The sequence below is a fragment of the Elusimicrobiota bacterium genome (genome assembly GCA_026388155.1).
In the GTDB taxonomy this organism is placed as follows: domain Bacteria; phylum Elusimicrobiota; class Elusimicrobia; order Elusimicrobiales; family UBA9959; genus UBA9634.
Genome location: JAPLKI010000024.1, coordinates 1 through 22,893 on the forward strand (window position 1 = coordinate 1; position 22,893 = coordinate 22,893).

At 52.7% G+C, this 22,893-nt stretch carries 18 protein-coding genes and 2 tRNA genes; 5 read left to right on the forward strand and 15 right to left on the reverse strand.

Features of this window, described 5'->3' with window-relative positions; all coding sequences use genetic code 11:
* From NTX59_12150 to NTX59_12165, 4 genes are all read right to left on the reverse strand, one after another.
* On the reverse strand, nt 1-140 hold a 140-nt coding region (locus tag NTX59_12150), incomplete at its 3' end, for a GTP-binding protein (GenBank protein ID MCX5786429.1).
* A gap of 97 nt (nt 141-237) precedes the next feature.
* A tRNA-Thr gene (locus NTX59_12155) sits at nt 238-310 on the reverse strand.
* Nucleotides 311-546: 236 nt separating this feature from the next.
* Nucleotides 547-617: transfer RNA gene (locus tag NTX59_12160), tRNA-Gly, on the reverse strand.
* Between the two features lie 141 nt (nt 618-758).
* On the reverse strand, nt 759-2,678 hold the full coding sequence (locus tag NTX59_12165; GenBank protein ID MCX5786430.1) for a glycosyltransferase family 39 protein: 1,920 nt from the start codon (nt 2,676-2,678) through the stop codon (nt 759-761).
* Between the two features lie 281 nt (nt 2,679-2,959).
* Between NTX59_12165 and NTX59_12170 the strand changes: the two genes are divergently transcribed.
* Both NTX59_12170 and NTX59_12175 read left to right on the forward strand, forming a co-directional pair.
* Nucleotides 2,960-3,913: a WYL domain-containing protein gene (locus tag NTX59_12170; protein MCX5786431.1), complete on the forward strand. Its 954-nt coding sequence runs from the start codon at nt 2,960-2,962 to the stop codon at nt 3,911-3,913.
* Nucleotides 3,914-4,292: 379 nt separating this feature from the next.
* Nucleotides 4,293-5,579: an MltA domain-containing protein gene (locus tag NTX59_12175; GenBank protein MCX5786432.1), complete on the forward strand. Its 1,287-nt coding sequence runs from the start codon at nt 4,293-4,295 to the stop codon at nt 5,577-5,579.
* A 411-nt stretch (nt 5,580-5,990) separates the two neighbouring features.
* On the opposite strand, the gene rlmB is transcribed toward NTX59_12175, so the two are convergent.
* From rlmB to NTX59_12205, 6 genes are all read right to left on the reverse strand, one after another.
* Nucleotides 5,991-6,722 carry a 23S rRNA (guanosine(2251)-2'-O)-methyltransferase RlmB gene (rlmB, locus tag NTX59_12180; GenBank protein ID MCX5786433.1) on the reverse strand — a complete coding sequence of 244 codons (732 nt, stop codon included), beginning with the start codon at nt 6,720-6,722 and terminating at the stop codon, nt 5,991-5,993.
* Nucleotides 6,719-7,828, reverse strand: a complete 1,110-nt coding sequence (locus NTX59_12185; protein ID MCX5786434.1) for an ATP-dependent 6-phosphofructokinase — start codon at nt 7,826-7,828, stop codon at nt 6,719-6,721. The genes rlmB and NTX59_12185 overlap by 4 nt, the downstream gene beginning before the upstream one ends.
* Nucleotides 7,829-7,936: 108 nt before the next feature.
* A complete protein-coding gene (locus NTX59_12190; GenBank protein MCX5786435.1) occupies nt 7,937-9,553 on the reverse strand; it encodes a hypothetical protein in 1,617 nt (538 codons plus the stop codon).
* A gap of 207 nt (nt 9,554-9,760) precedes the next feature.
* Complete coding sequence (locus NTX59_12195) at nt 9,761-11,002, reverse strand: hypothetical protein (protein ID MCX5786436.1); 1,242 nt, start codon at nt 11,000-11,002, stop codon at nt 9,761-9,763.
* 191 nt (nt 11,003-11,193) lie between these two features.
* On the reverse strand, nt 11,194-11,946 hold the full coding sequence (locus tag NTX59_12200) for a hypothetical protein (protein ID MCX5786437.1): 753 nt from the start codon (nt 11,944-11,946) through the stop codon (nt 11,194-11,196).
* A 9-nt stretch (nt 11,947-11,955) separates the two neighbouring features.
* Complete coding sequence (locus NTX59_12205; protein MCX5786438.1) at nt 11,956-13,785, reverse strand: FecR family protein; 1,830 nt, start codon at nt 13,783-13,785, stop codon at nt 11,956-11,958.
* A 229-nt stretch (nt 13,786-14,014) separates the two neighbouring features.
* Between NTX59_12205 and NTX59_12210 the strand changes: the two genes are divergently transcribed.
* The 3 genes from NTX59_12210 to NTX59_12220 all read left to right on the forward strand — a co-directional run bounded on the left by NTX59_12210 (nt 14,015) and on the right by NTX59_12220 (nt 17,079).
* Nucleotides 14,015-15,295: an MltA domain-containing protein gene (locus tag NTX59_12210; GenBank protein MCX5786439.1), complete on the forward strand. Its 1,281-nt coding sequence runs from the start codon at nt 14,015-14,017 to the stop codon at nt 15,293-15,295.
* On the forward strand, nt 15,285-16,607 hold the full coding sequence (locus NTX59_12215) for a DUF1343 domain-containing protein (GenBank protein ID MCX5786440.1): 1,323 nt from the start codon (nt 15,285-15,287) through the stop codon (nt 16,605-16,607). The genes NTX59_12210 and NTX59_12215 overlap by 11 nt, the downstream gene beginning before the upstream one ends.
* Before the next feature lie 100 nt (nt 16,608-16,707).
* On the forward strand, nt 16,708-17,079 hold the full coding sequence (locus NTX59_12220; protein MCX5786441.1) for a response regulator: 372 nt from the start codon (nt 16,708-16,710) through the stop codon (nt 17,077-17,079).
* Here the strand turns inward: NTX59_12220 and NTX59_12225 are convergent.
* The 5 genes from NTX59_12225 to NTX59_12245 form a co-directional block, all read right to left on the reverse strand.
* The gene (locus NTX59_12225; protein MCX5786442.1) at nt 17,024-17,881 is read right to left on the reverse strand and encodes a DUF1730 domain-containing protein; all 858 of its coding nucleotides are present in this window, start codon (nt 17,879-17,881) and stop codon (nt 17,024-17,026) included. The genes NTX59_12220 and NTX59_12225 overlap by 56 nt on opposite strands.
* 137 nt (nt 17,882-18,018) lie before the next feature.
* Entirely contained in the window at nt 18,019-18,639 is a 621-nt protein-coding gene (locus tag NTX59_12230) for a biotin--[acetyl-CoA-carboxylase] ligase (protein ID MCX5786443.1), read from the reverse strand.
* Between the two features lie 136 nt (nt 18,640-18,775).
* Nucleotides 18,776-19,624 carry a carboxylating nicotinate-nucleotide diphosphorylase gene (nadC, locus tag NTX59_12235; protein ID MCX5786444.1) on the reverse strand — a complete coding sequence of 283 codons (849 nt, stop codon included), beginning with the start codon at nt 19,622-19,624 and terminating at the stop codon, nt 18,776-18,778.
* A gap of 93 nt (nt 19,625-19,717) precedes the next feature.
* Nucleotides 19,718-21,727, reverse strand: coding sequence for an excinuclease ABC subunit UvrB (uvrB, locus tag NTX59_12240; protein ID MCX5786445.1), 2,010 nt, complete (start codon nt 21,725-21,727; stop codon nt 19,718-19,720).
* A gap of 243 nt (nt 21,728-21,970) precedes the next feature.
* On the reverse strand, nt 21,971-22,447 hold the full coding sequence (locus tag NTX59_12245; protein MCX5786446.1) for a hypothetical protein: 477 nt from the start codon (nt 22,445-22,447) through the stop codon (nt 21,971-21,973).
* Nucleotides 22,448-22,893 lie beyond the last annotated feature (446 nt).

Genomic DNA, 22,893 nt, shown 5'->3' on the forward strand with positions numbered 1-22,893 from the left:
TACGACATCTCTTTGGAAGCGCCGGATTTGGCCAGCACCTTCGTGATGGCCGCCGTAAGCGTGGTTTTACCGTGGTCCACGTGGCCTATCGTGCCCACGTTCACATGCGGTTTTTTTCTGTCAAACTTTGCTTTTGCCATAGTTTTTTACACTCCTGTTTTAAAGGTGTCAGGTTGTCCGCCTTAGGCGGATCGCCTGTTACCCGTTTCTACCTTCCCGTTCCTGTCCTGAAAAATAAGCTGGGGATGGGGATTGAACCCACGACCTTCTCCTTACCATGGAGATGCTCTACCAGCTGAGCTACCCCAGCATCTGTCACACCCTACGCGCACTGCACAGCGCGCAGGGCGGAGTAGCCGCCGGCCTTTAAGTGGTGACGGCCGGTGCGACACGAGGGGAGCTAAGCTCCCCTTCGTCGTTCACTCCGCCGCCTTCGGCGGCCCGTTCACTGAACCCCTCTTATAGGGAACCCGCGCTCACTAACGAAGGTATTCGCGCGGGCTTATAACGGCTGAACACTTTTTCCGATATATAAAGAACTAGACGAGCGGGCGATGGGAATCGAACCCACGTACCAAGCTTGGAAGGCTAGTGTTCTACCATTGAACTACGCCCGCGAACCTATTAATTATATTCATTTATGCCGCCCCAGTCAATTTGAAATTTTATTTGGCATTTTTTTATTTTTCAGGGACCTGCCGGCGTTCGGCCCGGAAGACGGGAGATTATGTCACCGGAGGCGAAAAGTTATTGAGATATCAAGAACCATTCACTATGCCCAGGGAAAGACGCCGGCTCTCTAAATATTCCACCCATTCCGTTTCCTCCAACGCCAGTCCGGCCGCCTTTGATCTTTCAAAATAAAATCCTGCTGCCTTCCTGTCTCCCTGGAGGATCTTAACCAGGGCCATATGGAATAAAGCCGACGGAAAACAGGGCCTTAAATTAATAGCCCGGGTAAGCTGCGCTTCAGCCGCCTTGATGTTTTTTTTGCCAAGTGATATTGCGCCGGCGACATTCCAGGCGCAGGCAAGGGTGGGGTCGGTCCGCAACGCCATTTTCAGCTGTTCATCCCCTTTTTCCGGGAAGCCCCGGGAAAACCATACGCCCGCCATCCGGTAATGCTCAAAGGCGCGCCGGAACGCGCTGCTTTGCACAACCTCGAAAATTTCCGTCTGCTCTTCTTTATCGCTGAAAACCGGGCGGAAAGCGGCCGTCCACCGGAGCGGCCAAAAGTAGGTCTGCCGCCACATTTTCCCTTCATTGTTTTTTTTCGCCCCGTAAACCTCAAGGATCTGAGAAGGCTGAAAAAGCACATGCGTAACGCCCGACCTCAATAGCCGGTACCGGAACTCATCGGCATCGCCAACCGGCAGCGAGAAAATTCCTTTGCGGCCGGTTTCCAGATAAATAAGCGGAGATTTGCCGAGAATTACGGCATCCTGCGCGGTATTTGACTTAAGCCATTCCAAAGCTTTCACGGGGAATGTCAGGTCCGCCGGGCGGACGCCCGCGCAAATCGCCCCTAGTTCCCACGCATGACGGTACGTATAAGTCCCAAAAAGAGAAAGACAAAGGCCCGCGCTAAGAAACAGCCGCCACCGCTGCGATCGCGCTTCCTGCTGTCCTAAAAGCGCCCTGACCGCGAACAGAATTAAAAAAGGGAGGATCGGCAAAACAAATCGCGGCGTGATCGCGGTCCAGAGCACGTGTAAAATCAGATAAGTTAAACAGAAAAGCCCGATGCTGAAAGCCAAATGGCGGCGGGGAAAATCCGGGGCCAGCGCTCGAAACAATCCCCGGATAGCAATTCCAAGACACAGGCACGCTAAGCCTAAACTCAGGATAACCGCCCAGGGTTCGTATGGGAGACGGATCCCCAATAGCCCGTCGACCAGAAAGGTATGGATTACTCTGATGGCGTTCTCGGACAGATTTTTGAAATTGGAGAGATACGGCAATAAATCCCGCCAGAATGAAAAATACGCGCTGGAGGTCCTGGTAAGAAAATAATTACGGAGACTTTGCGCGCCCCAGATCCCCAGCGAGATCCCGGATGATAGTATAAGAGGCCGCCATTTTTTTGCAAGGAACAGTGTGACCGCCACGGAAAAAACCAGAAGGGCACCCACCGGGCGGGTCAGGCAAGCCCAGCCCAGAATAAGTCCTAATAATACTCCGCCTTTGCCTGCGGAACCGTTTAAAACCCGCTCCAGAAGCAGGAATGTGTTTAAGACCAAAAGGATAAATAAGGGTTCCGTCATCACCGCTCCCGAGTAGATCGAAAAGACGGGATTGAACGCCAGCAGCGCCAGCGCGACGGCGGCGGCGCCGGGCGTTAAAAAAAGACAAGCCAGCCTGCTGAAGACAAGCAGGGACGCCAGCGATAACCCGACCGAGACCCACTTGAGCCAATTCCAATGGGGGGCGAATAACTTCACGAACGGGGCCAGGAACAGAGGATAACCGATCCCAAACTTGTTAAACACGGGCATCGCCGGGGCCGAGAGATCAGCGTAGCGGCCCAACCAAAGCGATTTGGCGCCGATAATATAGTATGCGTCATCGTTAAAGCAACCAACGTAGTACCGCGGTAGATAAAAGACGTAGAGGAACAGCGCCGCTAAGAGGAGGCACGGGAGGCAAACACGGATAGAGAAGATGCGAGTGATGTTCATAGTCTATCCTGCGGGGACCGTTTTACATTAAAACATGAGCTGCTTTTTATTCATTACAATATTTTTCCATATGATAAATTTTCAAATGGACTATTTAGCCGCTTTTCCTAATGACATGTTAAAAAATTATTATACCGCATTTTTGAAATATTGTTCCGGCAAGGCCGCCGGGCGTGGGCGCGGCTGCCGGGTGTTTCCCGGCAGGAGACATCGATGGAATTTCTTTCACTACACCGCCGAGGGACGAGGCGAATTTGTATAATCTAAATAAGGGGACGCTTATGGCTAAAAAAAGGGTCGAAGGCGACAAGAAATATTTCAGGATACTCAACATAATCAGCAGGCTCAACACCGGGCCGGTGAAGATCAGCGAGCTGGCCCTGGAATTCGATATTTCGATCCGTTCCGTGCAGCGCGACCTGGAAAGGATAAATATGACCGGGTTTGCCCTGGACAGTTTTCAGAAGGGCGTTTACCAGTTCGCGCCGGGGATATCGCTTCGGGACCTGAAACTTTCAAATGAACAACTTTCAGTGCTGGTGCTGATGCACGACATGGCCGCGCAGATGGGCGGCACGCTAAAAACCGCCTTTGACAAGCTTTTCTCAAGGCTCACAAGCTCCAGCGGGTTTGACTCTCCCTTTCACGCGATCCTCCAGCGCGCCAGACAGACCCTGGACCCCAAGATCCAGAAAGACCTGGAATTCGCCATTGAAAACGGGAAAAAAATAAAAATCACCTATGAATCTCTGGGCAAAAAAAGCGAACGGGAGCTTTGCCCGCTGAAACTTATTTTCAGCGACGGTTTTTTTTACCTGCTGGCCGCAAAAACGGAGTCAAAAAAAGAAGCCGCCTTTGTGAAATACCGCGCCGATAAAATAAAAAAACTGGATGTACTGGGCGCCGAATTCCTCCCTCCGCCAAAAAAGGTCATGGAGCGTCTGCTTGACGGAGCCACCTCCATATGGGGAGTGACCGCTTCGCGCGGCCCGCTGGTGCGGCTTCGCCTTGAGGGCCCCGCGGCTGATTTCTTCAAGAGCAAAGAGGTGTTTCCGCGCCAAAAGATAATAAAGGAAACCTCCAAATGCCTCATACTGGAAAGTCCGGCGGCGCATCCCATGGAGATCATCCCGCATGTGCTGCAATGGCTGCCGGATATTACCGTGCTTGAGCCGGACTCGATAAAAACCGAGATAAAAAACCGCATTGCGGCTTATCTGCGGAAACCACATTAGCCTGAAAAATTCAGTTGAATTTTCCCCTTCGCGGAGCTCAGATGCGCATCGCGCGGCATACTGGCCTATGGCCGTGCCGTAATAAGCGCAATGCGCCTCAGACGGCCACCCTCGCAAATTCTGCGCGCAATGCGCTTGATTTGCGACCCGCAAAGCGGGGAATCCTGGCCGTCTGACGGCCATAGGCCCCTATACGGCACCTACTCAGGTATTGCATTTTTTTGTTCCTTATGTTTCCAAATGAGAATGACCTTGAACTGCAGGATTCAGGTTAGCGCTGAAGCCTGAAGCTCTGAAGTTCCGGAAGTCTGAGAAGACTAAGGACCCTTGACAAAGCCGGTCCTTAAATTTATCCTATTAAGTATCGGTTTCAGAACCTATGCGGAACCTTATCTTTTCGCTTTTGCTTTTTTTCACCGCGGCCCCGCGCGCTGCCGGGCAGGAATGGTACCGCGCCGGGAACGATACGGCGGAAACGGCCCCTGCCCCCCCGGCGCCGGCCGGCACACTTGACGGCTGTCCTAAATTCACAAACCTGAGCGACGTTCAGGGCTACCCGGACCTGGACACGCATCTGAAAGAGGTGACCGAGGTTTCTTCCTCCACCCTGCCCCTTCCTGCCGACGATCTGGACCGCGCCGGCCTGCTTGAAGCCCTGAACACAGACCTGGATTACTGGAATTCAAAACCCGGAGATTTTAAAATTCAGATCGGCAAAGACTCCTACAGCGCCGTCCAAATGCGCCTTACCATAAAGAAATTGGCGGATATTTTTTCCTCCGGCGTTTCGGGGGAGGAGCTGCGCAAAGCCATTAAAGATCAATTCAGGATCTACCGCGCGGCAGCCGACGACGGTTCAAACAAGATAATAATAACCGGCTACTACGAGGCGGAAATAGCCGTCTCGCGGACGCGCTCAGACAAGGAGAAATACGCCGTTTACCTGAAACCGGCCGACCTGATAAAGACCACCCCGGACATGGGAGTGGATTTTGACTATGGCCGCCTGGACGAAAACGGCAAAGTGGTAAAGCATTATTCAAGGCAGGAAATACATGAGGGAAGGCTTGACGGAAAAAACCTTGAAATAGTATGGTCCGCTCACCCCTCGCAGATAATGCTGGCCCAGATACAGGGCTCGGCGGTGCTTCGTTTCAGCGATGGGGATTTTTTGCGGGCGGGCTTTGACGGGGCCAACGGCTGGCCGTACAGAAGCGTGCAGAAAATATTGATAGATTGCGGAGAAACCCCTTCAATGTCTTTTAAAGCCTTTATAAACTACCTTTCAAGCCAGCCGGTTGACAGGGAAGAGCGGCTGGTCGATCTGGACCCGCGCTTTATATTCTTCAGGGTAAAACCGAAAGACAGCCTTCCTTACGGCGCCATCGGCAGAGCGCTTACCGCAGGCCGCTCGGTGGCCATAGACCCGCAATATATACCGCTGGGGCTTTTCGGCCTGCTCAGTTCAAAGAAACCGGTGGCCGCGCCGGACGGCGGAGTTTCCAGTTTCAAGGATTTTACCCGCTTCATAGCCACACACGACACCGGTTCGGCCATACGCGGCCCCGGACGTTTGGACTTGTTCTGGGGTACCGGCGGCACGGCCGAGACGGAGGCGTCTTCCATGAAGGCCCCCGGAGAACTTTACTTGTTTATCCTTCGCTGATGCGAAGGATAAACAGCCATAAGCTTTAGGCCGTAAGCCATAGGCCAAAAGATTGCCATAAGCTTTAGGCCATATGCCATATGCTTTTTTTAGGAGCTTCCTTATAGCTTATGGCCTAAAGCTTATGGCATACGGCGCGGCTGGAACAGCCGCATAGCTTATGGCCTATGGCATATAGCCTAAAGCCGGCGACTTGACATGTCAAGTCGCCCCCCTTGACAAATCATATAAACCTGCTATACTATTTTTACAGGAGCGGAACACCTTATCGACGGTTGTTTTCCGCTCCTTTTCTATTGGATAAATTAACGGGGCCGCTGGTTTTTAACCAGCGGCCCCGTGATTAAAGTGAGGAGAACCCCCCACCTCTATTTACTATTCGCTATTCGCCAGACAACCGTTTATCCGCTATCACTGCAATCTCTTGGATATTTCGTAGAAAATAACCGCGGCGGCCGCGGAGGCGTTCAGGCTTTCCACTCCGCCTTTTTGCTTTATGGAAACCACCTCGTCGCAATGCTCGCGGGTTTTCAGATGCAGACCGGAGCCTTCCGAGCCTATTATGATCAAAGCCGGCAGGGCAAAATCCGTTTTATCAAGGCGCCGGCCTTCCATATCTGCCCCATAAACCCAAAAACCTTTTTTCTTCAGCGCCAATATGGTCTGGTTCAGATTAACACATTCAACGATATTCACCTTTTCAAGCGCGCCCGAGGCCGCCTTTTGCACGGTGGGAGTCACCCCCACGCTGCGCCGCTCCGGAATGATTATCGCCGACACCCCGAAACAGGCCGCGCTCCTGATTATGGCTCCGAGGTTCATCGGATCGGTTATGCCGTCAAGCGCGGCCCAGACGGTTTTTTTAAAATCGGTTTCAAGCGCCAAGGCCTCGGTAATATCCAGTTTTTTCACCGGCTCGGTTTCAAGTATCACCCCCTGATGGTTCCCGCCTTTGGCGAGCTTTTCAAGCGTGGCGGGGTCGGAAAACTCCACCGCCGCGCCGCGGGCCCTGGCGAGGGTCACCAGTTCGTGCACTTTTTTATCCTGCTCGCCGCGTGAGATCACCAGCCTGTAAATTTTTCTTCTCCCCGCCCTGACTATTTCAAGCGCGGTATTGAGCCCGAATAAAAGCTCGTTAGTCATTTGTCCTTTTTAACGGTTCGCAACTTGGAATTGCCAAAAGATGTGCCGACGTTTATTGCCGCAAGCACCTCCTGGGAATCAGGCTCTACACGCCTGAGCGCCCCCACGGCATCCTCAAGTTTAACGCTTGTGCAGGAGAAATTCTTAAACGACACCATGCGCCCGAACCGCTTTTTTTCAATCAGCTCAACGGCATGCGCCCCGAAACCGGTGGAAAGCCACCTGTCAAAGGGAGTAGGCTCCCCCCCGCGCTGAAGATGCCCAAGCACCACTACGCGGCACTCGAATTTGGTTTCCTTTTCAAGCAGTCCGGCTATTTTGTAGGACACTCCGCCAAGCCTTAGCGGGTCGGGAGAGCCGTTCACAACTTTGGTCACGGTCATTCCGCCTTTTTCCGGTTTGGCCCCTTCGGCGACCACTATGATACTGAAATTTTTACCTCTGGCCCGCCTCTCCTGCACCGCCGCTACTATATCTTCGGCCCTGTACGGTATTTCCGGTATAAGGATTATGTCGCCGCCGCCCGCTATGCCCGCCCTGAGCGCTATCCAGCCCGCGTAGCGGCCCATGGTTTCAAGGATCATCACCCTGTGATGGGACTCAGCCGTGGTATGCAGTTTGTCCACAGCCTCGGTCGCCACCTTAAGAGCCGAGTCAAACCCGAAAGTAACATCTGTCGCCGATAAGTCGTTATCTATGGTCTTGGGCACACCGACCATGGCGACGCCCATATCATGCAGTTTTTTGGCTATGGTCAGCGTGCCGTCTCCGCCTATGGCGACCAAAGCGTCAACTCTGAGTTTTTTAAGGTTCGAGACCGCCAGGTTAGAAAGGTCTTTTGGCGTATCCGGGCTGCCCAGCGGTTCTATAGTGTAGGCAAAAGGGTTTGCCGTGTTTGAAGTGCCCAATATGGTGCCGCCCTGTATAATTATGCCTGATACATCCCTGTCTTCAAGCTTTACATGCCTGTTCTCGACCAGCCCCCTGAAACCGTCTTTAAAGCCTATTACTTCCCAGCCTTTTTTAAGGGCGGATTTGGTAATGCCCCTGACCACCGCGTTTAAGCCCGGGCAGTCGCCTCCTCCGGTAAGGACGCCTATTTTCATATTATGTTCCTTGAAAAAATCATGACGAGCAGTTATCAGTTGCTGGTTGCGGACAAAAAGCTTTTCCTTACTGCCAGCGACAAGCGGCTAACGATCAACAACAGTTTTTTAAAACGGCGATGGATATATAGGGTCTTTTTCCCTGGAAATTATATAGAGGAAACTCGCAAGTATATGGGCCGGATGGGCAAGCCGGGCAAAATCAAAATCCATGTGTATCTGAAATCTGTCACAGGAAGTGGGGTCTAAAAATACATATCCGGCCCGCCTTTCCTGGGCGAAAATACTGTAACGGGCGCGCAGATCTCCGCCCAGATGTCCGAAGATCTTTCTCATAAAATGAATTTCGGGGCAATCATCCCTTATTGAAAAAACCACCATATTATCGCTGTCCACATATTCCCACATCCTGCCCGTAACGCCTTTTTTGGCGACAAGACGGGCTATTTCTTTTCCTTTCCCGTCGCGAATCAGGCCGTAGGCGACTTCTTTATCGACTTCCAGCACCAGATTGGCCTGCGCATCGTAAAGCCGCAGGACCTGCTTTTTATTGAGGTACTTGACAGCCCCCATAACCAGCAGGATAAGGAAACCTATCTCCGGGAAAGACGCAAAAAAACGCCCTCCCGGAAGAGCGAGAAAACTATTTATTATCAGCCCCTCACGGCCGCTAAAAGCCAGCAGGCTCCAGACAAAATTAAATAACAGCGCCCCATAAACGGCCGCCACGAAATAAATCTCATATTCGAACGAGAAAGCGGCCTGCAGCAGCTGTTTTTGCCGGGTTATTATGTTGTAGGTCACATCCCTCAGCGTGGACGCGCGCGAAACCAGGAAGGGGAAAAAGAAATCCGGCGGAACATCTTTCGGCGGCGGCGGCAGTTTGGGGTTTTTGTAAGCGGCAGCCTGGGTCCGCGCGATGAAAGAACCTGCCAGCCAAAACAGGAAAACCGCGGCCCAAACCCAAATACTCAGCGGTTTTCTGTTCAGGTACGGCGATACCCCTCCGGGCTCCCTTTTAGCAGAGAGCTCTGAAAGAAAAACGCCTATTGTTTCGGTCAGCGCGGGTTCAACCGGCGAAACTGCCGGCTCCGCCGTGGAAGCTGTCACGACTGAATTTCCCGCCTCGGTCGAGACCGTCACGGCCGCCGTGGAAACCGCCAACGCCTCTTCTTTGAAAACCGGCATCCCGCTTTCCTCTTCGGAGCGCTTTTTAGTTTTAACCACCCTTATTTTTTTCGGCTTGGGCAGCTCAATTTTTTCACCCGGTTTTCTGAGCGATCCCACAACCGCTCTGAAATCCCCCTCGTCAAGGCCGCTGGCGGAAATGGCGTAGGACATGGCATTATAGGTAAAAAACGCCACATAGCACTGGTCCCCCATGGACTCGTAGGAAATGTAATAGGCGGAGGAAACTCCGTGCAGACTGACAGCATTGAGGTCTCCGGCAAGGCTTGTGCCTTTGCTCCGGATGGAAGTTACCTGCTCTTTCAGGCGGGCCTTCAGGTAATAATCGCTGAGTTCCGAATCGAGTTTGGCAAATTCAAAAAAAGCCTTGCCTTTTTCAAGCCTTAGCGTTACGCTCGGGTCCTTGCTTTTTCCTTCGTTCCACCCCGACGGGAAATCGACCGAGAAAACGGACCCGGAGTCTTTAAATTCCCCGCAGAATGCTTTGACAGGAAAAAACAAAAACGCCGCAGCGCAGACAAAAGTAAACTTTTTCATAGCATTGGTCAATCAAATATTATATCAGTTTGGAAAGTCATTGCAACCCTCCGGGAGAAGGGTTCCAAGCCAGCCATATGCGGAAAAAAGAAAGCCCGGGATGTTATCCCGGGCCTCTGCCTGCGGCTTATGGCGCTTTTAAACCTATGACAGTCTTAACTTCTGGCTTAAGGCTTATAGCCTATGGCGCTAAAAACCTGCGGCTTTTTAGTATGACAGCTGATAGGCCACGCCTACGGTATTGCCCGTGTAGTTATAGGGCATGTACTTCTCAAATTTATTATTGGAAGAGGCCACCGTCAGCGAGTAAAAGAGCCTTAGCATGGCCACATCATTCATGCGCTTGCGGATGCTGCCGCTGAAGGTGGTCATCAGGTTCTTCTGCTTCGTTGAAAAATCATAGTTATTGTCGGCGTCCCTGTTGCCCCTTTCGTAAGTGCGCTTTATCACGTTTATGGAACCGCCTATGGCCCATTTGCTCGTGATAAGCAGATCCATCGGAACCACGAACGCCAGGTCGGTGTAATCGTAGTTCTTGGGCACGAAGGTAACATCGGCTGTGCCGTTGCCGTCGTTAACGGTCAGCGGATCAGGCACGGCGCCAAAGCTCTTGTATCTCAGGAAGTTCTGATTGGAGGTGTGTTTTGTCATGGACACCGTGGGAAACAGCTCGAATATCCAAAGAGTGTGGTGGAAACCCAGATCAAAGGTCGTGGTCTTGTCCTTCTGCCTGCTGTCGCCGTACACGCCGGTGTCCTCCACCACTTTCTGGTTCTTGTAGTTCTGGAGCGTAACGGTATAGCCGCCGAAAAAGTTATTCCAGTTGGGTCTTAAAGAGTACTGGGTCAGGGTCTGGTCCTGGAGTCCGCCGGAGGTTTCGGCCGTATTGGAAGCGTTCATGAACTCCGTAAGGAGGTCCGTATAATTGGGGAACTTCACGCTCTTGGATAGCACCATGGCGGTGATAAACCCGTTTTTCTGGAAGTTGAAATTATAGTCAACCGCCAGCTGAAGGCCCGATGAATTCATATTGTAAAGTCCGCTCTTCCAGACCTCGTTAGCGCCGGAGCGCGAGTAATCCCTCGTTAACGAGACTCCGGGGCGCACGCGGAACTTTTCTCCGAGGTTCCTGCGGTATTCAAAGTTGAAGCCGTGCGACATGGAGCGGTCCGTGAACTGCTTGGAGTCCTGCGGCTGAAAAGCCGGGCCGGAGTAGTTGAATGTATAGAGTCCGAACAGAGAATCCTTCCGGGTTATTTTACTAAGCAGGCCCACCTGCGTGTTTATATTGCCGCCGCTGAAAATATTGCCGGCTGAAGGCAGGTACGCCGCTTCGTTCAGCGTCATATTGAAGTAAGGCGTAAATATTTTCGAATCTTCCGCCGACGCGGCACAAAGCCGCCCGGCCAGAAGCGCCATTATTGCCCCGCTTAAAATTATCCTTTTCATCGTTTACCTCTCTGTCAAATCTTTTCCGCCGCTATTTGTTGTTTGTAACTGCTCAGGTAGTCAGAAGTCAGAATTCAGGAGTCAGAATGAGAATGCCTACGACAAGCAAGGTCCCGTTATTCTGAATTCTGACTACTGAATCCTGTCTACCTGTTTAATAACCGCTGTTCCCCATTCTCTATTCGCCGCAGTTAAAAGTTAATATGCAGGTTCCACACGGGATGGATCACCAGCACGCCCTCCGGATAGATGTTAAGGCCCAGTTCAAAGACCTTGCCGTACCAGCTGAGCTTGGTGGAGAAGGTCTGGGTCTTCAGGCCGTAGTTCAGCTGCATGCTCCATAAATTCCTGATGCCCTTGGGCGATTCTATTCCGGCTATTACAAAGTCGTCCTTGAACCCGGAGTCAAAACTGCCGACTTCGGTTCCCATGAACTTAACCTCTTTGCCCGGCTTGAACTTGAGGGTGGCCCCAAGCTGGGAGTGTTTAAATCCCCAGAAGGTGCGGATCCTGGGGCTGACCGAGGTGCTGAGGATGGCGCCCATATAGTAGCCGTTAAAGCTGGCGTTACTTATACTATCGGACCGCCTGACCGCCATTTTGGCCCATATCATATTCCAATAGCCGCCTATAATGTCCAGCTGCGGCACGCCGGGAGCTATGCGCCCTTCGGCGTGAACGCGGTATTTGCCCGAAACATTGGTGTAGCCCAGCGGAAGAAGCGTTGGGAACAGTCCGGTCTGCACGCCGAATGACTTTCCGGGCGGGAGCGGCGTGGTGCCTTCAAGATCCTGCTGGAAATCATAGAAGAAGGCGGAAGGATTGGCCACTATTTCGCCCACCATCTGCATCCCCTTGGACTGCCAGTCTATGGCGGCGAAAGTAATACCGTTGAAGCACAGAACGGTTGTTAAGGTTAAGATCAGCCTTTTCATTATATTCATTACCCCTCGTCAATTGTTCAGATTAGTAAGCGCCGGCAGCATTCGCTGCAGCGCCGATATCATCAAGTCCGGTATGACCACCAGGTCTATGTTTGTACCGGCCCCGCCATCATAGGCGAACTTGTCGTTCTGGCTTATGTCGTTGTAGATATTGGCGTTGCTTGTCCAGGTGTCAGGAGTGGTAGCATTAGACGCTTTGATGTACAGTACTTCCTCGCCGGCGGCGTTATTGAGGAGGGTGAACGGGTCGAGGGAAGACTTGGTGAAGTCGTCCGCCTGCTGTATGGAGCCGGCGTTGTTTATGACATAAGTTTCCTGCGCTAACCAAAGCCTGCCGTTTGCGCTGTCATTGTTGCCGATGGCATACGGAGTGGCATTGTAATCCCAAAGGTAAGGATCGCCTTTCTTTTCATAGTTATCGGTCCAGCCGCCGGGACCCGGCGAGGTTGGGCTGAAAACAGTGTCGTAATTCATCTTAGCTGCCCATCTGACATCACTGCCATTCGCGTTCACGGCGGCGCCGGCGACACCGCCCTCATAATATTTAAGTTTTCCGTCGTTTGAGTTGGCGTCTATTATGTTAAGCCTTGCTATTTTGTCCAGACCGTCAGCCGCGCCCACACCGCCGCCTGTCTTCAGAATGCCGGTTATCAGCACATCGTTGTCAGAGCCAAGCATGGAATTCACATCGATCCCCACAATGCCGGTGTTGCTTTTAAGATCGCCGCTGAGAGGGTCTTTTACCGCACCCTGGGCCATAAAGAATATCTCGTCCGCCTTGGTCTTGTTCGCGGTCACTAAAGACATCCAGTCCGCTTTCACGTCGTTGTTGTTGAAAAAGCCGGGCCAGTCCTCTATGCGCTGGGGCAGATCATTGCTAAAGTTCATGGTCATCTGCAGCAAGTCCAGCCGGTCGCTTACGGAGGCGGCCCCGTTGTAGTGAAAGCCTCCACGGTCCAGAGAGGCCGCGGTGTCATTTGTATATACCGGGCGCTTGACCAGGTTTATTATCTGTATCTCGTCCGAGTGAGGCCGCATCATTATCTGCTCAACCCTTACCATATTGCCGTGCACATCCCTGAGCGTTCTGCCGGCTTCAAGGTCGGATTCTTTTACGGTGTTTAGAAAAGTTTTTACCGAACTTTCGCTGTTATTGGTAACAACGGCGTATTCTTTTATCTGGGCCCGGTCGTTCTCCTTGGTCTGAAGCTCTTTCTGCCTTTCCTCCGGCTTAAGGCCCGGGTTCCAGTTCTCAAGGGCCGCCCTTTCCTGTTTCGGGTCCATCAGGGTCACCTTGCCGGCCTTGCCCCTTTCCTCTAATTTCATGTTCTGGCCCTGCGGAATATACAGCTCCGCCGCGCCCTTGGCCGGCGGAACGATAAAGTTAAGTTTTACCTCGCCGTATAACACATTTATGTCCATCTTTCCGCTCTCAGTGGTTTCAAGGGTGAACTCGGTGCCGCGCACGGCGCAGACGGCGGCGGGAGTACGCACCTCAAATCTTTCCTTACGCATAAGGTGCGTCACGCGCAGTTTGATTTTACCGAACACCAGGGCCAGGCGCGAAGTCAGGGTCTGGCGCTGTTCTATTTCAAGGCCGGTGGATTCTTTAAGCCATATCTTGGTTTTGTTAGGCATAAGCGCCACAGCCGAGCCGTTCGCGCCGGTGCGGAGCCCCCCGCCTTCGGGTATTCCCATGTTCTTTGAAGCGGAAACCCACTGGCCCTCACGGGTTCTGCGCACTTCCACCTGACCGTTGAGGGCTATCAGACTGGTCTCTTCGGCCATTATTACTCCCGGCAGCAGTATAAAAAGGAAGAAAGAAATAATTTTCATCATATTAGAGAGTTTAGTAGAAAACAAGCCTTGTGTCAACGAGGCTTTTTTGGGATAATAAAGACTCCGAAAGACTGCTTTTCCCTATGAGAAAAGCCGGTTTGTAACCGGAGTTAAATGTGATTGATGTTACTTGGGCCTCCGGGCGCAAGGCTGACCGCTAGAGTGCCGGTCATTGGCAATAAGAACCGCCTTTGCGGGGAAAAATCGTTTTAAAGCAGGGAGACTTATCATGCAAAAAGTGACTTTGGTTATATTCGCCTCAGTTCTGGCCGGCTGCGCCACAAGCGGCAGGAAAGCCCCTGTTACCGGGGCCTGCCCCCCCTGCCCGGCAGTGATTGTTTCCACCAAAGCGCCGGAAGCTGCGCCCATGATGCTGGCAACCCCGCCAAACCTGCCTTTTTTCACCGACAATGACGACAGGAAAAGCCTGCTGAAAGCGGCCGCCCTGAATATGCAATATTTTGAAGGACTGAAAGGCAATGTACCCGACTATGCCTTCGGCGCCAGGAAAATAACTCCCAGGGAACTGGCCTCTTCCACTTCGGAATTCATGCTGCTGCTTGAAACAGTCGCCGACCCCGCTGAATTGGATATGAAAATAAAGGAAAAGTTCGACATTTTCCAGATGGCCGGGCGCGATTCCACCGGTACCGTGGTATTCAGTTCCTATTACGAACCGACCCTTGAGGCCGGCCTGAAGCCGACTGAAGAATACAAATATCCTATTTACGCCAAACCGGACGACCTTATTTTCATTAACCTGGAAGATTTTAATGACAAATTTAAAGGCGAAAAACTTACCGGCCGTCTCAGCAAGGACAGTCTGATACCTTATCTTACACGCGAAGAAATAGACTTCGGCGGGGCGCTGGACGGAAAGGGTCTTGAACTGGCCTGGTTCAAGAACCGCGCCGACGTTCTGGACCTGCAGACAGAGGGCTCCGGGCGCCTGCAGCTGCCGGACGGCAGTATAATCAAAGCGAAGTTCGCCGCCACCAACAGCCTTAAATTCAAGGGCTGGCTGACCGCCATGGTAGAGGCCGGCGCGCTTCCAAGGGAAGGGATCAGCGCTGAAAAAGGTCTGCAGTACCTTAATGAACATCCCGACCAGGTCAGGCCCATACTGAGCATGAACAGGCGCTATGTGTTCTTTAAGCTGGAACAGCCTGCCGACCCCGAGGAGGGTCCGGCAGGCACTTACGGCCTTCCGCTTACCGGCTGGCGCTCCGTGGCCGTGGATAATTCGCTTATACCTATGGGGACCCTGGCTTTTATGCGCGTGGACACCCCCGATGTGGACCAGGAAGGCAATATACTGGGCAGAAAAACGGATTCCCGTTTTGTTTTCTGCCAGGACACCGGCGGCGCTATAAAAGGCCCGGGCCGGGTGGACTTCTACGCCGGCAACGGCAAGAAAGCCCACACCTTCGCCTTTAAACTCTGGGACCAGGGAGCCCTTTACCTGCTGGTGCTGAAAGAAGCCATAAGCCAGACGACATATGCAGAATAAATGCCAAAGGCAGGACGACTGCCATAAGCCAGAGGCCATAAGCCATAAGCTTATAAGGAATTCCTTGAAAAGCGTATGGCGTACGGCATATGGCGTACGGCATTTAGCCATCTTTCTCTTTCTTGCCTATGGCTTATGGCTTACAGCCTATGGCGTCGCCGCTGCGGCGACTTTCACCCTCACCGGCCTTGATGTGCTTGAACGGGACGGATTCACACAGCTGGCGGGCAAGCGCATCGGCCTTATCACCAACCATTCCTCGGTTGACAAAGACGGCAATAACGCCATTGACGTTCTGCACAAAGCGCCGGGAGTGACGCTGGCGGCTATTTTCTCGCCTGAGCACGGATGGCGCGGCACCGAGGAAGGCGGGGTGCTTATAGCCAATTCCTCCGACCCGGTTACCGGCGTGCCGGTTTACAGTCTTTACGGCAAAAACAAGCAGCGCCCCTCCGCGGAAATGCTGAAGGGTCTGGATATACTGGTCTTTGACATACAGGATATAGGCGCGCGGTTTTACACCTACCTCACCACCATGGGCTACGCCATGGAGGAAGCTTCTAAAGCGGGACTGGAATTTATGGTGCTGGACCGCCCGAACCCCATAGGCGGCGCGGTGGAGGGACCGGTGCTTGAGCCCGGCATAAGCGCTTTTACAGCCTACTTCCCTGTGACGACGCGCCACGGATTCACCGCCGGGGAGATGGCCCTTTTTCATAAGGATAATAAGAAACTGGACCTGAAATTAAGCGTGATAAAAATGGAAAACTGGACACGGGATATGTTTTTTGATGCTACCGGCGTGATTTGGACAAATCCCTCCCCCAACATAAGAAGCGCGGACGCGGAGGTGCTTTATCCCGGGCTTGGCTGTTTTGAGGCCTCAAATATATCCGTCGGGCGCGGCACAAATACGCCCTTTTTGTGGTTCGGGGCTCCCTGGATGAAAGCTGAAAAGATAACCGAAAAACTTTCAAAAGCGGGACTTAAGGGAATAAAGTTCAGCTATAAGGCGCTTACGCCGGAAAAAGATATTTACGAAGGAAAGCTCTGCCCGGGCACGGCCGTTGAAGTGACCGACAAGGCCGTGGTAAAAGCGCTGGATGTTTTTGTCTGGGCCGCCTATTACCTGCGCAAATACAACGGCCCGGATTTCAGGCTTGAACGGGAAGAAATAAGGAAAATGACCGGCACGGACGACTTTTACCGCCTGCTTAAAGCCGGTGAAAAACCGAAAAAAATAATAGCCGCATTTAAAAACACCAGGGCCTCCTTCCTGACACAGCGGACAAAATATCTGCTGTATCAGTGACAGCGAATGGCGAATAGCGATTGAAAAAAACTTGTGACTTGCACCCTGTGACCTGCAACTTGTTTGACTTGTGACACGTAATTTGTGTTTAATCTAAATAATGGGCAATAGGATACTTGTTGTAGATGACGACCCGGAAATTTCAAGCCTGGTGCAATACACGCTTGAAACGCTTGGCCATCAGGTAAAGTTGTGCGATAATGGCCGCGAGGTGATGGATACTTTGCGTTCTTATAAACCGGAACTTTTAGTACTGGATGTTATGCTGCCTGGCGTAGACGGTTATTCGCTGGCCACACAAATTTCGGAAGACGCCGAACTGAGCAAACTGCCCATTGTAGTACTTTCCGCCCTTGAACCCTCAAGAACCATGTTCCAGCGCTTCTCGCAGGTTGCGGCCTTTCTTACAAAGCCTTTCAACACCGACGACCTGATGGAAGCGGTAAAGAACGGCCTGGCAAAGAAAGATTGAACGGGCACACTTCCTGACATATATCGCAGCCGTAAGCAAAACCGCCGCTGTTTAACGCGGCCTCGGAAGATATTTTCTCTTTCGCCTGCGTTGTGAGGTAGGAAACACATTTTGAAGCCGAAAGCCGTCCGTCTTTTAAAGCCCCCCGCGGGCAAGCTTTAACGCATAGATCACAATCTCCGCAGCCGGTAAGCAGCGGGGCGCCGGGTTTTAATTCAAGGTTAAGCGCCAAACCGCCCACCACAAAGTAACTACCGATTTCCGGGTTTATCAAAAGCGTGTTTTTTCCCCTGAAACCAAGTCCGGCCAGCCGCCCCAGTTCCTTTTCAAGCACGGGGGAAGTATCCACAAAGGCCCGTCCCTCGGCGTGAGGGAAGGCCGGCTTTAGGCCTTCTAAAATTTTTAAAAGTTTTTCTTTTATCCGCGCATGATAATCCGGACTCAGCGCGTAGCGGGCTATTTTTTTATTTCCGGCTTCAAAAAAAACCGGCTGCTTAATTTGCCTGCCAGAGCGTTTAAAAAAAGCAGTCGGTGCGCCCGCGCCGGCAAGAGTTTTTTCATAATCCCGGCCGGCATCCCAATAACTGAAAGCGCATATGAGCGCTGAACGCGCTCCGGCAAACCAGTTTCCGATATCGGACCTTTTTTTGGGATTTCGCGCAAGGTAACCGAGTGAGGGAGGCAAATCTTTCAAGGCGCTCAAAAACCGGTCATACTCGGCCAGCGGCCCCGCAGGCGCCAGTCCCCAGGCCGAAACGCCGTTTTCAAGCGCAAGTTTTTTAATGAGTTCTTCCGGTAGCATAACAGCAGGGAATAGCGGAGAGGGGATAGGGAAGTGACTCTGGCCTGTCGCGGGCCTTTGGCGTCGTCCGCGACTGAGCGTGCAGAAATAAGGAACTCCTTCCCTAACCCCTAGCCGCTAGCCCCTATACGCTTCCTTTACTCTCTTGAGGTTTTGGCTCTGCTTGAATATTCCCACGAGGAATACCGCGCCCAGAAATTGACAAAGAACACCTTAAGAAAATCGGCAAGGGCGGTTTCCCTGCCAAGCAGTTCGCGGGCGCTTACGGCGGAATCCAAAGGCACCTTGTTATTCAGGTTCACGCCTATGCCAAGCAGTATCCAGTTCGGAGTTTTTGCCACTGAAGCCGATTCGGTAAGTATGCCCGCTATTTTAAGCCACTTTTTTTTACGCGGATGGAAAGCGTACACATCGTTAGGCGGCTTTATGCGGGTTTTAAAGCTGTAAAGATCCCTCAAAGTCGAGCTTACCACCTCTCCTCCTAAAATGCTGAGGTCCGGCAGATACTTCAGCCCGATGGCGGGCTTGAGTATCAGTGTCATGTAAATCCCGCCCGGCCCCGATTCCCAAACCCTGCCCATGCGGCCCTTACCGAGTGTCTGGCTCCCGGCCAGCACCACAGTGTGCTCGCCGTTCCCCTCATGCGCCAGTTCCCGGGCCATGCTTTGCGTTGAGCCGGTTTCCTCCAGTCTCACCAACTGGCGCACTCCGCTCAGGTCCTCCAGCTTTATATCTTCGTCGAAAACAGTATGAGGCATATAAACTCCTTTTGGTACTGCTCAGGGAGACAGAATTCAGTAGCCAGAATTCAGAATAGCCTGCGAATAGGCTTCCAATCTATTCGCTGAAGTCCTCATTCTGACTCCTGAATTCTGACTTCTGACTACTGAGTAGTTACAACCTTTTTACTTCAAAAGAGATATCCAGCGTTCCGGCTGAGTTCGTAATACAGCCGGCGGAAATCCTGTCCGCCCCAAGCGCGGACAGGCGGCCTGCAGTTTTCAGGTCAACGCCGCCGGATATTTCTATTTCCGGCTTAGTTCCCTTAAAAGATCGCGCAAGAGCTATGGCCTTTTTCATATCCGGATAGCTCATATTATCCAGCATTATAATGTCGGCGCCCAGAGGCAAAAAAGCCTTAAATTGCGCGAGCCCCTGGGCCTCTATTTCAATTTTAACTCCACTGTATGTTTTCCGCAGAACCGAAATTTTCCGCCCTATAAGCCCCGCATCCCCCCCAAGCATGGCTATGTGGTTGTCTTTTATAAGGAAAGCGTCATAAAGTCCCATGCGGTGGTTGGCGCCGCCGCCGCATTTTACGGCGTATTTTTCAAGCGCGCGCAGCCCCGGCAGAGTTTTGCGGGTATCATAAATTTTTGTTTTTCCGCCTTTCAGGGCTTTAACGAACAGGCCGGTTTTTGTGGCCACCCCTGAAAGATGCTGCAGGAAATTAAGCGCCGTGCGCTCGGCGGTTAAAATAGCGCGGGAGCCCTCAACGGCCAGAAGCGCATCGCCCTTTTTGACGCGCGCTCCGTCTTTAATAAAAATTTTTACTTTTGAGCCGGGCGCGGCCAGTTCAAAAACCCTTTTTGCCACAGCAGCGCCGCAGATGATGCCTGAGGACTTGACCCGCATTTCCCCGTAAAAACGGACGCCTTTCGGAATAAAAGCCTCAGTAGTAATATCGCAGGGGCCGATATCTTCTTGCAAAGCTGCTTTAATTATAGGGTCAAATAGCTTCATACTGTGATTTAACATTCCCATATTTTGCCATATGCCGGAGGCCATAAGCCATAAGCTTATAAGGGACTCCCTAAAAAGCGTATGGCATAGGGCTTACAGCTTATGGCGGCTTTTTTTTATTCCCGCCATTTCACGGATTTCAAAAAGTCTGTCGCGCAGTTCCATGGCCAGCTCAAAATTAAGGTTATCGGCGGCGTCTTTCATCCGGCTTTCAATTTCAGAGGCCAGCGCCATCATGGACGTTTTGGGCATGTTGCCGCGCGGCAGGGGCTCAAGGACCGCCAAACCCTGGCGCTTTGCCTGTGTGCGCAGTTCGGCGAACTCCATACTCCTGCTTTTAATGCTTTCCGGCTTTATGCCGTGTTTTTCATTGTACTCCAGCTGCTTGGCGCGCCGCGCATCCATTATCGCCATGGCCCGCTCCATGGAACCGGTAATGCGGTCGGCGAAAAGCACCACCTCGCCGCAAAGGTTGCGCGCCGCGCGCCCGGATATCTGCACCAGAGTCGTTTCGCTTCGCAGAAAACCTTCATTATCGGCGTTAAGAATTGCCACCAAAGAAACTTCCGGGATATCCAGCCCTTCCCTGAGCAGGTTTATGCCCACAAGAGCGTCAAAAAGCCCTTTGCGGAAATCAGCCAGTATATCCAGGCGTTCCAGCGTATCCATGGAGGAATGTATATATTTTGCCTTCAGCCCTTTTTCACTTAAAAACTCGCTTAAATCTTCCGCCGTCTTCTTGGTAAGCGTGAGCGCAAGCACCCGCTCTTTTTTGGCGGCTCTCTTTTCTATCTCGTCGCTCAGGGTTTTTATCTGGCCCTTAAGCGGCAGCACCCGGACCACAGGGTCCACAAGGCCGGTGGGGCGTATTACCTGCTCCACGATATTTTCCTTTCCGCAGACTTTAAACTCATAAGGACCGGGCGTAGCGGATAAAAAAACCGTGGCCGGCCTTATGGCCTCGAATTCATCAAATTTCAAAGGACGGTTATCCAAAGCCGAGGGCAGGCGGAAACCGAAATCCACCAAAGTCTGCTTACGGGAGCGGTCGCCCTCATACATTCCGCGCACCTGAGGCGCGCTGACATGCGACTCGTCCATAAAAAGCAGAAAATCTTTCGGAAAATAATCGAACAGGCACTCGGGCCTGGCCCCCGGCGGACGGCCCGCCAGATGGCGCGAGTAATTTTCTATGCCGTTGCAGTAACCCGCCTGCTGTATCATTTCCAGATCATAGCCCACGCGCTGCGACAGGCGTTCAGCCTCAAGCAGTTTGCCGGTTTTTTTAAGGGCTGCCAGGCGTATTTCAAGCTCTTCCCTGATGGATTTAACCGCAGCCGCCGTTTCCCCCGCCCCGGCCACAAAATGCGTGGCGGGATAGATCCAGACTTCCTCAAGCTCTTTTATAGTGTCGCCGGTAAGTGGGTCTATTTCGCTCAAGCCCTCTATTTTATCGCCAAGCGTCAGGCGATAGGCCGTGTCTCCGTCGGCGGGAAAAATATCAAGCGCCGCGCCCTTCAGCCGGAATGCGCCCCTTGTGAACTCCGTTTCGTTGCGTTCGTATTGTATGGCCACGAGCGAGCGGGTAAGCCCCCTTCTGTCGGCGGGCGCGCCCTTCTTTATATTCAGGCAGAACTTTGAAAAATTATCCGGCGAGCCGATGCTGTAAATGCAGGAAACGGAGGCCACCACCAGCGTATCCCTGCGGCTGAGTATGGAAGTTGTGGCCTTCAGGCGCAGCTTGTCTATGTGGTCGTTTATAGAGGCGTCTTTTTCTATGTAGATATCGCTTGCGGGTATATAGGCCTCGGGCTGGTAATAATCGTAATATGAAACAAAGTACTCAACCGCGTTTTCAGGGAAAAAAGTTTTAAATTCGGAATAAAGCTGCGCCGCCAGCACTTTGTTCGGCGACATGATAAGCACCGGACGCTGAAGACGCTCTATAACAGAAGCTACGGTAAATGTTTTGCCCGAGCCTGTAACGCCAAGCAGGGTCTGGTTCGCCTTGCCTGACAGAATGCCGGCGTAAAGCGCGTCTATGGCCGCGGGCTGATCGCCTGCGGGTTTGAAAGGCGCGACAAGTTTGAATTTTCCTTCCATAGGTTAATTTTAGCATTTGGCATTTGGCATTCAGCATTCGGCTGTCGGCATTCAGCTTTCAGCTTCCCCCCGCGCCGGGCATTGTCCGGGCGGGTAAATGTATGGTGGTTTTTTAGCCGCCGGCAGGGGAGGGGTCTATTGCCCGTCTATTTCTTCGGGCTCCAGGGGTTGTTTACATTCAAAAAGTTTGAATACAGCCATGAATATATGCGGTAAAATTTGTCCGTTTTTTAAAAAACCGGCTTATAAGGCCGCCGCAGTGCGGGCCTTTTTCTTCCCCACGGAAAGCCCGGCCACACCGGGGTTGGCTCGTATGGCGTCTAAGGCTTCGGCCCTGGCCCATCCGACTATACGGGTCCGGCGCACACCGCCGGAGCGGGAGGTGCGCTCCCCCTGCAGCATAAAACCGGCCGAGGAGGAGATTTCGCGCAGCATTACGGAATAGTCGCTGTTCATGGGAACTATGATGACGAAAACATAGCCGGCGCGAACCGCGGGGGCCGGCTTAACGGCGGCCGGGGAGACTACGGCGTCGCGGAAAGCGGCGGCGGGTTTATTACCGGGGCTCATATAGCCGTAGGAGGTTTCAACAAAGTCCTGGAAGGCGGGGTCGGAGAAGACTGGGGAGCCGGCCAGCCGGGCCTCTTCCTGCGCCGTCTGCGCCGCCGCGCCGGCCGCGAAACCCGTCGCCAGTAAAACCGCCAGGAATGTCTTTTTCATATTTTCTCCCTTCCCTGTCCCTTTAATTCAACGCATCACTTTGTTAAAACCGTGTAATACACTGTATTACAAATCCGCCGCTTTGTCAGGGGTCTATAGACCTACCCGCTCCTGGGCCCCTTGTCCCGCGCTCACGAGTTCTTACATTCAATTTAGAAGTGCAACAAGCGGTGGAATTTATATGTGTCGTGGCTGCAAGTTCGGGGGTCCTGCCGGCGGATTGCCCTTCGCCCCAGACCCGTGGGGGACCCAATGCCTGCGCAGGAGGGGAAACCGCCATGCGGTGTCCCTTAAGTAGTTGGGAAGGGGTCGTCTACCAAGGGCCTATGGCCATCAGACGGCCTCCCGTGGTCCCCCTCCACCCCGTATTGAGGGGTGGAGCCTCCTCTCCGCTACTGGGGCGCAGCGGGCAAACCCGCCGTCACCCCCTCCAATTATTCCCACGA

What these genes read in the sequence shown, in the direction of transcription:
- NTX59_12165 (MCX5786430.1), bottom strand. Translation starts at nt 2,678, where the DNA reads ATGAACATCACTCGCATCTTCTCTATCCGTGTTTGCCTCCCGTGCCTC.
- rlmB (MCX5786433.1), bottom strand. Translation starts at nt 6,722, where the DNA reads ATGACTAACGAGCTTTTATTCGGGCTCAATACCGCGCTTGAAATAGTC.
- uvrB (MCX5786445.1), bottom strand. Translation starts at nt 21,727, where the DNA reads ATGGAAGGAAAATTCAAACTTGTCGCGCCTTTCAAACCCGCAGGCGAT.
- NTX59_12205 (MCX5786438.1), bottom strand. Translation starts at nt 13,785, where the DNA reads ATGATGAAAATTATTTCTTTCTTCCTTTTTATACTGCTGCCGGGAGTA.
- NTX59_12225 (MCX5786442.1), bottom strand. Translation starts at nt 17,881, where the DNA reads ATGCTACCGGAAGAACTCATTAAAAAACTTGCGCTTGAAAACGGCGTT.
- NTX59_12210 (MCX5786439.1), top strand. Translation starts at nt 14,015, where the DNA reads ATGCAAAAAGTGACTTTGGTTATATTCGCCTCAGTTCTGGCCGGCTGC.
- NTX59_12195 (MCX5786436.1), bottom strand. Translation starts at nt 11,002, where the DNA reads ATGAAAAGGATAATTTTAAGCGGGGCAATAATGGCGCTTCTGGCCGGG.
- NTX59_12185 (MCX5786434.1), bottom strand. Translation starts at nt 7,828, where the DNA reads ATGAAAATAGGCGTCCTTACCGGAGGAGGCGACTGCCCGGGCTTAAAC.
- NTX59_12220 (MCX5786441.1), top strand. Translation starts at nt 16,708, where the DNA reads ATGGGCAATAGGATACTTGTTGTAGATGACGACCCGGAAATTTCAAGC.
- NTX59_12230 (MCX5786443.1), bottom strand. Translation starts at nt 18,639, where the DNA reads ATGCCTCATACTGTTTTCGACGAAGATATAAAGCTGGAGGACCTGAGC.
- nadC (MCX5786444.1), bottom strand. Translation starts at nt 19,624, where the DNA reads ATGAAGCTATTTGACCCTATAATTAAAGCAGCTTTGCAAGAAGATATC.
- NTX59_12170 (MCX5786431.1), top strand. Translation starts at nt 2,960, where the DNA reads ATGGCTAAAAAAAGGGTCGAAGGCGACAAGAAATATTTCAGGATACTC.
- NTX59_12200 (MCX5786437.1), bottom strand. Translation starts at nt 11,946, where the DNA reads ATGAATATAATGAAAAGGCTGATCTTAACCTTAACAACCGTTCTGTGC.
- NTX59_12215 (MCX5786440.1), top strand. Translation starts at nt 15,285, where the DNA reads ATGCAGAATAAATGCCAAAGGCAGGACGACTGCCATAAGCCAGAGGCC.
- NTX59_12175 (MCX5786432.1), top strand. Translation starts at nt 4,293, where the DNA reads ATGCGGAACCTTATCTTTTCGCTTTTGCTTTTTTTCACCGCGGCCCCG.
- NTX59_12190 (MCX5786435.1), bottom strand. Translation starts at nt 9,553, where the DNA reads ATGAAAAAGTTTACTTTTGTCTGCGCTGCGGCGTTTTTGTTTTTTCCT.
- NTX59_12245 (MCX5786446.1), bottom strand. Translation starts at nt 22,447, where the DNA reads ATGAAAAAGACATTCCTGGCGGTTTTACTGGCGACGGGTTTCGCGGCC.